11 protein-coding genes are annotated in these 15,177 nt (G+C 59.2%); 10 read left to right on the forward strand and 1 reads right to left on the reverse strand.

Annotation, left to right across the window (positions count from 1 at the left end; genetic code table 11):
• Positions 1-12 precede the first annotated feature (12 nt).
• Complete coding sequence (locus OK142_RS16795) at positions 13-474, reverse strand: Lrp/AsnC family transcriptional regulator (protein ID WP_003498392.1); 462 nt, start codon at positions 472-474, stop codon at positions 13-15.
• A 166-nt stretch (positions 475-640) separates the two neighbouring features.
• Between OK142_RS16795 and OK142_RS16800 the strand changes: the two genes are divergently transcribed.
• From OK142_RS16800 to OK142_RS16845, 10 genes are all read left to right on the forward strand, one after another.
• Positions 641-1,354, forward strand: a complete 714-nt coding sequence (locus OK142_RS16800) for an aspartate/glutamate racemase family protein (RefSeq protein ID WP_003498387.1) — start codon at positions 641-643, stop codon at positions 1,352-1,354.
• Complete coding sequence (locus OK142_RS16805) at positions 1,355-2,125, forward strand: class II glutamine amidotransferase (protein WP_003498386.1); 771 nt, start codon at positions 1,355-1,357, stop codon at positions 2,123-2,125.
• Between the two features lie 442 nt (positions 2,126-2,567).
• Positions 2,568-5,030, forward strand: a complete 2,463-nt coding sequence (locus tag OK142_RS16810) for a glycogen/starch/alpha-glucan phosphorylase (protein WP_003498384.1) — start codon at positions 2,568-2,570, stop codon at positions 5,028-5,030.
• Positions 5,030-7,237, forward strand: coding sequence for a 1,4-alpha-glucan branching protein GlgB (glgB, locus tag OK142_RS16815; protein ID WP_498684027.1), 2,208 nt, complete (start codon positions 5,030-5,032; stop codon positions 7,235-7,237). Before OK142_RS16810 ends, glgB begins: the two co-directional genes overlap by 1 nt.
• Positions 7,238-7,258: 21 nt before the next feature.
• Positions 7,259-8,521: a glucose-1-phosphate adenylyltransferase gene (gene glgC, locus OK142_RS16820; RefSeq protein WP_035223690.1), complete on the forward strand. Its 1,263-nt coding sequence runs from the start codon at positions 7,259-7,261 to the stop codon at positions 8,519-8,521.
• Between the two features lie 5 nt (positions 8,522-8,526).
• Positions 8,527-9,969, forward strand: a complete 1,443-nt coding sequence (gene glgA, locus OK142_RS16825) for a glycogen synthase GlgA (RefSeq protein WP_498684030.1) — start codon at positions 8,527-8,529, stop codon at positions 9,967-9,969.
• Between the two features lie 4 nt (positions 9,970-9,973).
• Positions 9,974-11,602, forward strand: a complete 1,629-nt coding sequence (locus OK142_RS16830; RefSeq protein ID WP_498684032.1) for an alpha-D-glucose phosphate-specific phosphoglucomutase — start codon at positions 9,974-9,976, stop codon at positions 11,600-11,602.
• A gap of 296 nt (positions 11,603-11,898) precedes the next feature.
• Positions 11,899-13,854, forward strand: a complete 1,956-nt coding sequence (glgX, locus tag OK142_RS16835; RefSeq protein ID WP_498684035.1) for a glycogen debranching protein GlgX — start codon at positions 11,899-11,901, stop codon at positions 13,852-13,854.
• Positions 13,855-13,908: 54 nt separating this feature from the next.
• Positions 13,909-14,397: a MaoC family dehydratase gene (locus OK142_RS16840; protein ID WP_498684039.1), complete on the forward strand. Its 489-nt coding sequence runs from the start codon at positions 13,909-13,911 to the stop codon at positions 14,395-14,397.
• Positions 14,398-14,433: 36 nt separating this feature from the next.
• Positions 14,434-15,156, forward strand: a complete 723-nt coding sequence (locus OK142_RS16845) for a transporter substrate-binding domain-containing protein (RefSeq protein ID WP_498684041.1) — start codon at positions 14,434-14,436, stop codon at positions 15,154-15,156.
• The last annotated feature ends 21 nt before the right edge of the window (positions 15,157-15,177 follow it).

Consider the following 15,177-nt stretch of genomic DNA (forward strand, 5'->3'; position numbering starts at 1 on the left):
GCTAACGCCCCGTCAGATATGTGTCGTCGGCAGGGAAGACGACAGCTTCACCGTTTCCATGGAGATATAGGCGGACATGTCGTAAAGCTCGACGCGGCGCAGGATCTGTTTGTAGATCGTGTCGTAATATTCGACATTCGGCAGCACGAGCTTCAGAATATAATCGAAATTCCCGGTCAACCGGTGAACTTCGACGATCTCCGGTATGGTGCTGACGGCGGCATGGAACCGGTCCAGCCAATCCTCCGCATGCAGCCCGGTTCTCACGAGCAGGAAAACCGTCGTCGGCAGATTGATTTTCCGCCTGTCGAGCAATGCCATCGTGCCCGTCACATATCCTTCCGCACGTAGCCGCGTGATGCGGCGCGAGCAGGCGGAAAGCGACAGCGACACCTCGTCGGCTATATCGGCGAGCGGTGTTTCTGCATTTTCCTGAAGAATCGCAAGGATTCGGCGGTCACGATCATCAATCATCCGCCCAGGATGCACATATTTCCAACATGGCGCAAGTTTTTTGCGATTAATTGGAGTATGGCGCTCTTTATTTGCGTTTTCATCTCGAATTCCGTGCAAAAACGCATGCCATTTTCGCGACAGAGGTGGCATTGTTGTTTCCAATCAACTTGATAAGGGAACTCTGATGAAACGGATCGGCCTGATCGGCGGCATGAGCTGGGAATCCACCGCAACCTATTACCGCATGATCAACGAAGCCGTGCGCGACAGCCGCGGTGGACTGGTTTCGGCCGATATCGTCATGCATTCGCTCGATTTCTCCGAGGTTGTCGCCCTTCAAAAAGCTGATCGCTGGGATGAAGCCGGTGCGCTTCTGGGTGCCGCCGGCGCGCGCCTTGCCAATGCCGGCGCTGATTGTGTTCTGATCTGCACCAACACCATGCATCTTGTTGCAGAAACCGTCGCGAAGATGTCGGGCGTCGCGCTGATCGACATCATCGACGAAACCGCAGCCGCATTGAAGGCCGATGGGCGCCGCAAACCGCTTCTGCTCGCCACCCGCTACACCATGGAACACGGCTTCTACACCGACCGCATGCGCCGCCATGGCGTCGACGTGGTCGTGCCCGACGTGGAAGACAGAGCCGCCATCCACGACATCATTTTCGGCGAACTGTGCCAGGGCGAGATCAAGTCCTGCTCGCGCGAGCGCTATCTGTCGGTCATCGAGAAAGCCCGTGCGCTCGGCGTCGATTCCGTCATTCTCGGCTGCACCGAAATTTCCCTGCTGATCGATCCGGACGCGCTGCCTTTGCCGGGTTACGATTCGACCGCCATTCACGCGAAGGCCGCTGTCGGCTTCGCGCTTGGAAACAAGGCCCTGAACAGGGCCGCATGAATGTGCCGCCTCTTTGCCTATTCCGGTAAACCGGTCTGGCTCGACAGTCTTCTGATCGAACCGGAAGCATCACTGGTCAGCCAGTCCATGGCCGCAAGGGAAGCGAAAACCGTCGTCAATGGCGATGGTTGCGGCCTTGGATGGTATGGCGAGCGCGGAATCCCTGGTGTTTTTCGCGACACCAGACCCGCCTGGTCCGACGCCAATCTGGCCGCGCTCTGCCACCAGCTTCGCTCGGGCATGTTCATGGCCCATGTTCGCTCCGCCACCTCAGGCGAAGTATCCCGCGCCAATTGCCACCCCTTCTCACATGGGCGGTATCTGTTCATGCACAACGGCCAGATCGGCGGTTATGAGCAGATAAGGCGGGACGTCGATTCCCTCATTCCCGATGATATCTATGCATCCCGGCGCGGCACCGGTGACAGCGAAGCCATCTTCCTCATCGCCGCCGGCCACGGCCTCGATGTGGACCCGGTCCGCGCCATTTCCACCGCCCTGCGCCTCTGCCATGAAAAGATGATAATGGCGGGCGTTTCCTCGGCACTGAGATTCAGCGCCGTGCTGATGGATGGCGATTGCCTGCACGCCTTCCGCTGGTCAAGCGATGACAAGCCGCCGACGCTTTACTGGCGCGGGCTAGATGAAGGCATTGCGCTGAGTTCGGAGCCCTTTTCCTTCGATTGCACCCCCTGGTGCGCCGTTCCGCCAAATACCAGGGTGACGATCCGCGCAAGCGAGATGACGACGGAACCATTTTTTCCGGCGTAAAAATCGCATTTCACGGCGATGAAGGCCGGTTTTTATACCGCAACCACCCTTGGCTGGCGCCGCGGTGGCGCCACCACGTTTATTTTCATTGAATTTTCTCAGCCGCGAAGGCTAGTGTGTGATCCGATAGACCGAAACAGATTTCAGGACCGGTGAACCATTTCAGAAGTATTGCAGCCTCTCTCCCTTTTTTGAACGATGCCCGGCATCGCAATCACCACGCAAACCCGTTCAAGAACGGCGCACAAAGAGCGCGCAATGCCTTCGGCGATCCCCGGAACGCTGATAGAAAAGTCTTATTTTTCATTATATTAAGCTGTTCAACTTTCCGGAAAAATTGCTGTTGCCACGCCTCCATATCGATGCATAAACTGGCACCAGCAAAGGCAAACCGGATCGACCTCATCAGACCCTCTCCTCCCACCAAGGTGCTGACCGACCAATGATCAATAATCTTAACGCCGCCGATCTCCCCCGCCCCGCCCCGCGCAGTTCCAACCCGGAAATCATGGCGGCCGAAATCATCGAGCGCCTCACTTACCGCATCGGCAAGGACGTCAAGGTTGCCAAGCCGCATGACTGGCTGACCGCAACCATTCTGGTTGTCCGCGACCGCATCATCGACAAGTGGATGGCCTCCACCCGCAAGGCCTATGCCGACAATTCCAAGCGCGTTTATTACCTGTCGCTGGAATTCCTGATCGGCCGCCTGATGCGCGATGCCATCTCCAATATCGGGTTGATGCAAGAGATCAGGGACGCCCTTTCCTCACTCGGCGTTGATCTGGATGTCATCGCCGGGCTGGAGCCGGATGCGGCACTCGGCAATGGCGGCCTTGGCCGTCTCGCAGCCTGTTTCATGGAATCCATGGCAACGGTCGACATTCCCGCCTATGGCTACGGCATCCGTTATGTACACGGCCTTTTCCGCCAGCAGATGGCGGACGGATGGCAGGTGGAGCTGCCGGAGACCTGGCTGGCGCATGGCAACCCGTGGGAATTCGAGCGCCGTGAAAGCTCCTATGAAGTCGGCTTCGGCGGATCGGTTGAAACCATTGGCGGATATGAAGAGCCGCAGCGTTTCGTCTGGAAACCGGCTGAACGCGTCATCGCCATGGCATATGACACACCGGTCGTCGGCTGGCGCGGCACCCGCGTCAACACGCTTCGTCTGTGGTCCGCACAGCCTATCGACCCCATTCTGCTCGCCGCCTTCAACGCCGGCGACCACATCGGTGCACTGAAAGAAAGCAACAAGGCGGAAAGCTTGACGCGCGTTCTCTACCCGGCCGATGCGACGCCGGCCGGCCAGGAACTGCGCCTGAGGCAGGAATTCTTCTTCTCCTCCGCCTCCCTGCAGGACATTCTGCGCCGTCACCTGCAGCAATATCCGGATTTCACCTCGCTGCCCGACAAGGTTTCGATCCAGCTCAACGACACACATCCGGCCATTTCCATCTGCGAAATGATGCGCCTGCTCTGCGATGTCCATGGGCTTGAATTCGACGAAGCCTGGACGATTACGCGCGGCACCTTCTCCTACACCAACCACACGCTTCTGCCGGAAGCGCTGGAAAGCTGGCCGGTGCCTTTGCTCGAGCGTCTTTTGCCGCGGCACATGCAGATCGTCTACGCGATCAACGCCAATACGCTGGTTTACGCCCGCAAGGAAAAGAAGATGCCGGATCAGCAGATCCGCTCCATCTCGCTGATCGATGAAAATGGCGAACGCCGCGTGCGCATGGGTAACCTCGCCTTCATCGGCTCGCATTCGATCAATGGTGTCTCGGCACTTCATACCGAGCTGATGAAGGAAACGGTCTTCGCCGACCTGCACAGCCTCTATCCCGACCGGATCAACAACAAGACCAACGGCATCACGCCCCGCCGCTGGCTGATGCAGTGCAACCCCGGCCTGACGGGGCTGATCAGGGAAGCAATCGGCGACGATTTCCTCGACGATGCGGAAAAGCTGACGGCACTCGACCGCTTCGCCGACGACGCCGGTTTCCGTGCAAAATTCGCCGAAGTGAAGCGCCTGAACAAGGTGCGGCTTGCCAATACGGTGGCGCAGCGCATGGGCATCCGTGTCGATCCTTCGGCCATGTTCGACATCCAGATCAAGCGTATTCACGAATATAAACGCCAGCTCCTGAACCTCGTGGAAACGGTGGCCCTTTACGACCAGATCCGTTCCCACCCGGAACTGGATTGGGTGCCGCGCGTTAAGTTCTTCGCAGGCAAGGCGGCGCCGAGTTATCACAACGCGAAGCTGATCATAAAGCTTGCCAACGATATTGCCCGGGTCATCAACAACGATCCGGCCGTGCGCGGGCTCCTGAAAGTGGTATTTATTCCAAACTATAACGTCTCGCTTGCGGAAATCATGGTTCCGGCCGCCGATCTTTCCGAACAGATCTCGACGGCGGGCATGGAAGCCTCGGGCACCGGCAACATGAAGTTTGCGCTGAATGGCGCTCTCACCATCGGCACGCTCGACGGTGCGAATGTTGAAATGCTCGAACATGTGGGTGACGAGAATATCGTCATCTTCGGCATGACGGCGGATGAAGTGGCCAAGGCACGCGCCGAGGGTCACAATCCGCGTGCGATCATCGAACAGTCCGCGGAATTGTCGCAGGCGCTGTCGTCCATTGCTTCCGGCGTGTTCTCGCCCGACGACCGCTCGCGCTTTTCCGCCCTGATCGACGGTATTTACAATAGCGACTGGTTCATGGTCGCCGCAGACTTCGACGCCTACGCCAATGCGCAGCGCGAGGTGGACGCGATCTGGAGCGATCCGGATAGCTGGTATGCGAAAACAGTCCGCAACACGGCGCGCATGGGCTGGTTCTCGTCCGACAGGACGATCCGGCAATATGCCGCCGACATCTGGAGAGCCTGATGAAAAAACCGCTCAATTCGGCCGAAGAGAAAAAGACTGGCGCTGTCACGAAGGCTGAAATCGAGGCGATCAAGAGCGGTTTGCATTCCAACCCCTTTGCCCTTCTCGGCGTTCACGAAACGCCGGAAGGGTTTTCCGCGCGCTGTTTCATCCCCGGCGCCGAAGAAGTGTCCGTCCTCACGCTTGACGGCAATTTCATCGGCGAGCTGAAACAGCTCGATCCGGAAGGCTTTTTCGAAGGCCCTATCGAGCTCACGTCACGCCAGCCGGTGCGCTACCGGGCTGGCCGCGACGATGCCGAATGGGCGGTGACGGATCCCTATAGCTTCGGCCCGGTTCTCGGGCCGATGGACGATTATTTCGTTCGCGAGGGGTCGCATCTGCGGCTCTTCGACAAGATGGGTGCTCATCCGCTCAAGCTCGAGGGCGTGGAAGGTTTCCATTTCGCGGTCTGGGCTCCCAATGCCAAGCGCGTTTCCGTCGTTGGCGATTTCAACAATTGGGACGGCCGTCGGCATGTGATGCGTTTCCGCAAGGATACCGGCATCTGGGAAATTTTCGCACCTGACGTCTACGCCGGCTGCGCCTACAAGTTTGAAATCCTCGGCGCGAATGGCGAGCTTCTGCCGCTGAAGGCCGATCCGTATGCGCGGCGCGGCGAATTGCGGCCGAAAACCGCCTCCGTCACCGCGCCGGAACTGACGCAAAAATGGGAAGACCAGGCTCACCGGGAACATTGGGCCCAGGTGGACCAGCGCCGCCAACCGATCAGCATTTACGAGGTTCATGCCGGCTCCTGGCAGCGCCGCGAGGACGGCACCTTCCTCAGCTGGGACGAACTGGCCGCGCAACTCATCCCCTATTGCACGGATATGGGCTTCACCCATATCGAGTTCCTGCCGATCACCGAACATCCCTATGATCCCTCCTGGGGTTACCAGACGACCGGCCTTTACGCCCCGACCGCCCGTTTCGGCGATCCGGAAGGCTTTGCGCGGTTCGTCAACGGCGCTCACAAGGTCGGCATCGGCGTTCTTCTCGACTGGGTTCCGGCGCATTTTCCGACAGACGAGCATGGCCTGCGCTGGTTTGACGGGACGGCGCTTTACGAACATGCCGATCCGCGTCAGGGTTTTCATCCGGACTGGAACACGGCGATCTACAATTTCGGCCGCATCGAGGTGATGTCCTACCTCATCAACAATGCGCTTTACTGGGCCGAAAAATTCCACCTCGACGGCCTGCGTGTCGATGCGGTCGCCTCGATGCTCTATCTCGATTATTCCCGCAAGGAAGGCGAGTGGATTCCCAACGAATATGGCGGGCGCGAGAACCTCGAATCCGTCCGCTTCCTGCAGAAGATGAACTCGCTCGTCTACGGCACCCATCCGGGCGTCATGACGATCGCCGAGGAATCCACCTCCTGGCCGAAAGTGTCCCAGCCGGTCCATGAGGGCGGCCTCGGTTTCGGCTTCAAGTGGAACATGGGCTTCATGCACGACACGCTGAGTTATTTCTCGCGCGAGCCGGTGCATCGCAAGTTCCACCATCAGGAACTGACCTTCGGGCTTCTTTACGCCTTCACCGAAAATTTCGTGCTGCCACTTTCCCATGACGAGGTGGTGCACGGCAAGGGATCGCTGATCGCCAAGATGTCCGGCGACGACTGGCAGAAATTCGCCAATCTGCGGTCCTATTATGGTTTCATGTGGGGTTATCCCGGCAAGAAGCTGCTGTTCATGGGACAGGAATTCGCCCAGTGGAGCGAATGGAGCGAAAAGGGATCGCTCGACTGGAACCTGCGCCAATATCCGATGCATGAAGGCATGCGCCGCCTCGTGCGCGATCTCAACCTCACCTACCGTTCGAAAGCGGCCCTGCACGCCCGCGACTGCGAACCCGACGGCTTCCGCTGGCTGGTGGTCGATGATCACGAGAATTCGGTCTTTGCCTGGCTGCGCACGGCGCCCGGCGAGAAACCGGTGGCGGTCATCTGCAATCTGACCCCGGTCTATCGGGAAAACTATTATGTGCCGCTTCCTCTTGCGGGGCGGTGGCGGGAGATTCTCAACACTGACGCCGAGATCTATGGCGGCAGCGGCAAGGGAAATGGCGGACGCGTTCAGGCGGTCGATGCCGGCGGGGATATCGGGGCGATGCTCGTCCTGCCGCCTTTGGCGACGATCATGCTCGAGCCGGAAAACTGACAGACAGAGAGGGAGGACACCATGTCGGAAAAAAGAGTTCAGCCTTTGGCGCGTGATGCAATGGCCTATGTCCTCGCGGGCGGCAGAGGAAGTCGTCTGAAGGAGCTGACGGACCGCCGGGCAAAGCCCGCCGTCTATTTCGGCGGCAAGGCGCGCATCATCGATTTTGCGCTCTCCAACGCGCTCAATTCCGGCATTCGGCGCATCGGCGTCGCGACCCAATACAAGGCGCACTCGCTTATCCGACACTTGCAGCGCGGTTGGGACTTCTTCCGTCCCGAACGTAACGAAAGCTTCGATATTCTGCCGGCCTCCCAGCGCGTCTCAGAAACGCAATGGTATGAAGGCACGGCCGACGCTGTCTACCAGAACATCGACATCATCGAGCCCTATGCCCCGGAATATATGGTCATCCTGGCCGGGGACCATATTTACAAGATGGACTACGAATACATGCTGCAGCAGCATGTGGATTCCGGCGCTGACGTGACGATCGGCTGCCTCGAAGTGCCGCGCATGGAAGCGACGGGCTTCGGCGTGATGCATGTGAACGAAAAAGACGAGATCATCGATTTCATCGAGAAGCCGGCCGATCCGCCGGGCATTCCCGGCAATGAGGGCTTCGCGCTCGCCTCGATGGGCATTTATGTCTTCCACACGAAATTCCTGATGGAAGCGCTGCGCCGCGATGCCGCCGATCCGACCTCCAGCCGCGATTTCGGCAAGGACATCATTCCCTATATCGTCAAGCACGGCAAAGCCGTCGCCCACCGCTTCGCGGATTCCTGCGTGCGCTCAGACTTCGAGCATGGACCCTACTGGCGAGATGTCGGCACCATCGATGCCTATTGGCAGGCCAATATCGACCTCACGGATGTGGTGCCTGACCTCGATATCTACGACAAATCCTGGCCGATCTGGACCTATGCGGAAATCACCCCGCCGGCGAAATTCGTGCATGACGATGAGAACCGACGCGGTTCGGCCGTGTCTTCTGTCGTCTCCGGCGACTGCATCATTTCCGGTGCCGCTCTCAACCGCAGCCTTCTGTTCACGGGCGTGCGCGCCAATTCATACTCCCGCCTTGAGAATGCCGTAGTACTGCCGAGTGTGAAGATCGGACGTCATGCACAGCTGAGCAACGTCGTCATTGATCATGGCGTGGTCATTCCGGAAGGACTGATTGTAGGAGAAGACCCAGAACTGGATGCCAAACGTTTCCGCCGCACTGAAAACGGCATTTGCCTTATCACCCAATCGATGATCGACAAGCTGGACCTGTAGAGCCCATGAATGTCCTTTCGGTTTCATCCGAAATCTATCCCCTGATCAAGACCGGAGGGCTCGCCGACGTTGCCGGCGCGCTCCCCATCGCGCTCGAAGCCTATGGCGTCAAAACGCGGACCTTGATACCCGGCTATCCGGCGGTGAAAGCCGCCGTGACGGACCCCGTCAAATGTTTCGAATTTTCCGATCTGCTCGGCGAAAAAGCCGAGCTGCTCGAAGTCCGGCACGAGGGGCTCGACCTCCTCATTCTCGACGCGCCTGCCTATTACGAGCGGTCCGGCGGCCCCTATCTTGGCCAGACGGGCAAGGATTATCCTGATAACTGGAAGCGTTTTGCCGCACTCTCGCTCGCGGCAGCGCGCATCGGCGCCGGTATTCTCCCGGGCTGGCGGCCGGATATGGTGCATGCCCATGACTGGCAGGCCGCCATGACACCCGTCTATATGCGCTATGCCGAAACGCCCGAGATTCCGAGCCTGCTTACCATCCACAATATTGCCTTTCAGGGCCAGTTCGGCGCCAACATCTTCAGCAAGCTTGAACTGCCCGCCCACGCTTTCGGCATGGAGGGCATCGAATATTATAATGATGTGAGCTTCCTCAAGGGCGGCCTGCAGACCGCAACCGCGCTCAGCACCGTCAGCCCCTCCTATGCGGAGGAAATACTGACCCCGGAATTCGGCATGGGGCTGGAAGGGGTGATCGGCAGCCGCGCGCATGTGTTGCACGGCATCGTCAACGGCATCGACGCCGATGTCTGGAACCCGGCCACTGACCATCTGATCCACGACAATTATTCCGCCGCCAATCTCAAGAACCGCGCGCTGAACAAGAAGGCCGTCGCCGAACATTTCCGCATCGATGATGACGACAGCCCGCTTTTCTGCGTCATTTCCCGCCTGACCTGGCAAAAGGGCATCGACCTCATGGCGGAAGCCGTGGACGAGATCGTTTCCCTGGGCGGGCGTCTCGTGGTTCTGGGGGCTGGCGATGTGGCGCTGGAGGGTGCGCTTCTGGCGGCGGCATCCCGCCACCATGGCCGCGTCGGCGTGGCTGTGGGTTATAACGAACCCCTGTCGCATCTCATGCAGGCGGGCTGCGATGCGATCATCATTCCCTCGCGCTTCGAGCCATGCGGCCTGACCCAGCTTTATGCGCTGCGTTACGGCTGCATTCCCGTGGTGGCCCGCACGGGCGGCCTCAACGATACGGTGATCGATGCCAACCATGCCGCCGTCGCCAGCAAGGCGGCGACGGGCGTGCAATTTTCCCCCGTTACGCTCGACGGTCTGAAACAGGCGATCCGCCGGACCGTGCGTTATTACCACGACCCGAAACTATGGACACAAATGCAGAAACTCGGAATGAAATCCGATGTTTCCTGGGAAAAAAGCGCCGGTCTCTACGCCGCGCTTTACAGCCAGCTTATTTCGAAAGGCCATTGAAACAATGATCAAGACTGTTCAGACGAAGCCCTATCAGGACCAGAAGCCGGGTACATCCGGCCTGCGCAAGAAGGTGCCAGTCTTCGCCCAGGAAAATTACGCCGAGAACTTCATCCAGTCGATCTTCGACGCGCTTGAGGGTTTTCAGGGTCAGACGCTGGTGATCGGCGGCGACGGCCGTTATTACAACCGCGAAGTGATCCAGAAGGCGATCAAGATGGCCGCCGCTGCCGGTTTCGGCAAGGTGCTGGTCGGTCAGGGCGGCATTCTCTCCACGCCTGCCGCCTCCAACATCATCCGCAAATACAAGGCTTTCGGCGGCATCGTGCTTTCCGCAAGCCACAATCCCGGCGGCCCGAACGAAGATTTCGGCATCAAATACAATATCGGCAATGGCGGTCCGGCACCGGAAAAGATCACCGATGCGATCTATGCCCGCTCGAAGGTCATCGACAGCTACAAGATCTCGGATGCCGCCGATATCGATCTCGACAAGGTGGGTAGCTTCAAGGTCGACGAGCTGACGGTCGATGTGATCGACCCGGTCGCCGACTACGCCGCCTTGATGGAAGAACTGTTCGATTTTGCCGCCATTCGCGCCCTGATCGCCGGTGGCTTCAAGGTCGTGATCGATTCCATGAGTGCCGTCACCGGCCCCTATGCCGTGGAAATCATCGAAAAGCGTCTCGGCGCGCCAAAGGGCTCGGTTCGCAACGCCACGCCCCTGCCCGATTTCGGTGGCCACCATCCCGACCCGAACCTTGTGCACGCCAAGGAGCTCTATGACGACGTCATGAGCCCGGAAGGTCCTGATTTCGGCGCAGCGTCGGATGGCGACGGCGACCGCAACATGGTCGTCGGCAAGGGCATGTTCGTCACGCCGTCCGACAGTCTGGCGATCATCGCCGCCAATGCGAAACTCGCACCCGGTTATGCCGCCGGCATTTCCGGCATCGCCCGCTCCATGCCCACAAGTGCGGCAGCGGACCGCGTTGCCGAAAAGCTGGGGCTTGGCATGTTCGAGACGCCGACCGGCTGGAAATTCTTCGGCAACCTCATGGATGCCGGCAAGGTGACGATCTGCGGCGAGGAAAGCTTCGGCACAGGCTCCAATCACGTTCGTGAAAAGGATGGCCTGTGGGCCGTGCTGTTCTGGCTGAACATCGTCGCCGCCCGCAAGGAAAGCGTGAAGGACATCGTCACCAGGCACTGGGCCGAATATGGCCGCAACTATTATTCCCGCCACGACTATGAGGAAGTGGATTCCGACGCCGCCAACACGCTGGTGGCCACCCTGCGCGAAAAACTCGCCACGCTTCCCGGCACCAGCTACGGCAACCTGAAGGTCGCGGCGGCGGATGATTTCGCCTATATCGATCCGGTCGATCAGTCCGTCAGCAAGAATCAGGGCATCCGCATCCTGTTCGAGGGCGGTTCACGCATCGTGCTGCGCCTTTCCGGCACCGGCACGGCGGGCGCAACGCTCAGGCTTTACGTCGAACGTTATGAGGCAGATGCGGGCCGTCACGGCATCGAGACGCAGGAGGCACTCGCCGACCTGATTTCCGTTGCCGATACGATCGCCGGTATCAAAGCCCATACCGGCCGGAATGCGCCGAGCGTCATTACCTAAAGGCTGGCGCCGCGCTCCTGACCGCTGGATACGGCACAGGATACAAAAAGCGAGGGGTGGCCGCGAGGCCACCTGATGGGGTAGAGAACCTCACCACACTCAACGTCATCCTCGGGCTTGACCCGAGGATCCACGATTTCAGCGGGTTATGGATCCTTGGGTCTAGCCCGAGGATGACGGAAGAGAGGTTTTAACACCTCTAAAACTCTGAGATGGCCGGAAGGCCATCTCGTGATACCCGCGGACCGCCTTCTTCCTTTGCGGAGGAGAAAAACCATCCCCCGGAGAGACAGACCATGCAGACACCATCCGTTTTCCCCAAAGGCGCAACCCAGACGGAAAACGGCACGGAATTCACGGTCTATTCCCGGCACGCCTCCGCAATCGACCTTTGTCTTTTCGATGGAACGGGCGAAAAAGAGACAGCCCGCTTGCCGATGTCGCGCGGTGAGGATGACATTCACCGGCTGACGGTCACAGAGGCCGGCCCCGGCACACGATACGGCTACCGCGCCCACGGGATTTACGCTCCCGAGCATGGTCTGTGGTTCGATCCCTCAAAACTGCTGCTCGATCCCTATGCAACACAGATAGACCGGCCGTTCCGGCATGATCCGGCGCTCTATGCCTTTGGCGAGGACACGGGCGCTGTCATGCCGAAGGCGATCCTTTCAGAGTACGAGCCGCTCAAGCGCCAGCCGCCGCTTTTTGCCGAAGGCGGGCTGATTTACGAACTTTCGGTCAAATCCTTCACCAGATTACATCCGCAAGTGCCGGAAGAGTTGCGCGGCACCGTGGCGGCGCTCGCCCATCCCGCCATTCTCGCGCACCTGAAAAAAATCGGCGTCGATGCGGTGGAGCTGATGCCGATTACCGCATGGATCGACGAACGCCACCTGCCGCCGCTCGGCCTTTCCAATGCATGGGGCTACAATCCGGTCGGCTTCATGGCGCTTGATCCACGCCTCTGCCCCGGCGGGGTGCGGGAGTTGCGCGACACGGTTGCCGCGCTGCATGCGCAGGGCATCGGCGTCATTCTCGATCTGGTCTTCAACCATACCGGTGAAAGCGACATTGACGGCTCCATCCTGTCGCTACGCGGGCTGGATAATCTGACCGCCTTCCGTCACCCACCGGGAGAGCCGGGTGTGCTGATCAACGACACCGGCACTGGGAACACAGTCGCCTGCGATCATCCCTATGTACGCCAGCTCATCATCGATTCGCTCAAGCATTTCGTTCTGAATGCCGGTATCGATGGCTTCCGCTTCGATCTCGCGCCGGTGCTCGGAAGAACGGCCGATGGCTTCGACATGGCGAGCGCGACGCTCGAGGCCATGCATTCAGACCCCGTGCTTCATGACCGCGTGCTGATCGCCGAGCCGTGGGACATCGGCCCCGGCGGCTATCAGCTCGGCAATTTCCCCGAGAGCTTTCTGGAGTGGAACGACCGCACCCGTGACGACATGCGCCGGTTCTGGCGCGGCGATGCGGGAACGACCGGCGCGCTGGCCAATGCGCTCTCCGGCTCCTCGCCGATCTTTTCCCGCCATGGCCGCTTAAACAGCCGCAGCGTCAATTTCCTTGCCGCCCATGATGGTTTCACGCTGTTCGATCTCGTCAGCCACGAACACAAGCACAATGATAAAAACGGCGAGAACAATCGCGACGGCCATAATGAAAATCATTCCTGGAACAATGGCTTCGAGGGCCTGACCGATGATCCCGCCATTGTTGCCGCCCGTATCGCAGATGTGAAAGCAATGCTGTCCACGCTCTTCGTCAGCCGCGGCGCATTGATGCTGACCGCCGGCGATGAGGGCGGCCGCAGCCAACAAGGCAACAACAATGCCTATTGCCAGGACAATGACATTACCTGGGTCGACTGGTCATCGCTCCTGCCCGAACTGATCGATCACACCGCGTTTCTTGCAGCACTTCGCAAACGCTTCGGCGTCTTTTCTCAAACCAGCTTTTTCTCCGGCAATGGCGACGTGACCTGGCTTGCCCCCGGCGGTAAACCGATGACCGTGGAAGAATGGGAAAGGCCGGACGGGCCGGCCTTCGCCATGGTGCTTGCCACCCCTGATGATGAGACCGGAAACGATGCCGAGCTTGCGGTGCTCATCAATCGCAGCCGCGAGATCGTGCCATTCACCCTGCCGGGCGACGACTGGCGCGCGATCGGCACGAATTTCGGCAATCCCGCCTTTCTGCCAGCCCGATCGGTGGTGTTTTATCTGCGCGGTTGATCGCTTGGCCCCGGCACCTTTATAAGTGCCGCGAGGCAACCCAGAAGAGGTAACATGGCAAAGGACATAGCGCTGGCGGAAATGAAAAATTTCGTCGGCACGGAACTGGGCATTTCCGACTGGATCACGGTCGATCAGTCGATGATAAACGCCTTCGCAAAAGCGACGCTGGACGATCAGTTCATCCACACAGACCCGGAGCGCGCCAAGGCGGAAAGCCCCTTTGGCGGCACCATCGCGCATGGGTTCCTCACACTCTCGCTGCTTTCGGCTCTGAATTACGATGCCCTGCCCCGCATTCGCGAAACGACCATGGGCATCAATTACGGCTTTGACGCCGTTCGCTTCGTCACGCCGGTCAAAAGCGGAGCACGGGTGCGTGGTCGTTTCATCTTGGCCGAGGCGCGTTTTCGCGGCGCCGCCATGCTGGTGACGACCTATGATGTGACGGTGGAGATCGAAAACGAGAAGAAACCGGCGCTCACCGCCCGCTGGACGACCATTACCCAGTTCAACCCCGAGGACAGGCCACAAGACGCCTGATGGCGAAGTAAATCCCAATTTGAGATCGGAGTGTCTGTGAGATTCGCATATTTGATAGAACCTCCGTTCAACTACAGGAACGAGACCGGTGATGTTACCGGGTGCGATGTGGAGTTGGCGCGGGTTATTCTGGCCATGATCGGTATTCGCGACGTTGAATTCATCGAAGCCGAATTCTCGCAATTGTTGCCCGGCCTGAACGAGAACCTTTGGGACATGACCACGGGCCTCTTCGATACGGCTGAACGCAGAAAGATCGTTGCATTCAGCTGTCCCATCTGGGCGTTGCCGGACGGACTTCTCGTGAGGAAGGGTAACCCGGGAAATCTGGCCGGATACGCCTCGGCAGCGAAAAATCACGAGACTACGCTGGTCGCGATCCGGAATCAGATCCAACATCGTGTGATTATGGAAGCGGGCGTCGCCGATGACCACATTCTCATCTGCGAGACCTACGACGAAGCCGCTCAAGCTGTCCTCGACGGCCGCGCCGATGCCTATGCCAGCGTCGCCATGGCGCATCTCGGTTTTCTGCAGCAAAATCCAGAGCTGGATCTGGAGATTGTCACCGTTTCACCGAAAGAACGACCAGCGGCCCCGGGCGCATTTGCTTTCCGCCAGTCAGACCGGAAACTCCAGAGCGCTGTCGATGCGGCGCTCCTTCGCTATCTTGGATCAGACGAACACCGTGCGCTGATGCGAAATTTTGGTTTTGATGATCAAGCCCTCGTCAATGGCGAGGCCGGCCGGGCAAATTAACACCGGACTGCGCAAAGGAGA

The organism is Agrobacterium sp. BT-220-3, assembly GCF_025910175.1.
Lineage (GTDB): Bacteria > Pseudomonadota > Alphaproteobacteria > Rhizobiales > Rhizobiaceae > Agrobacterium > Agrobacterium oryzihabitans.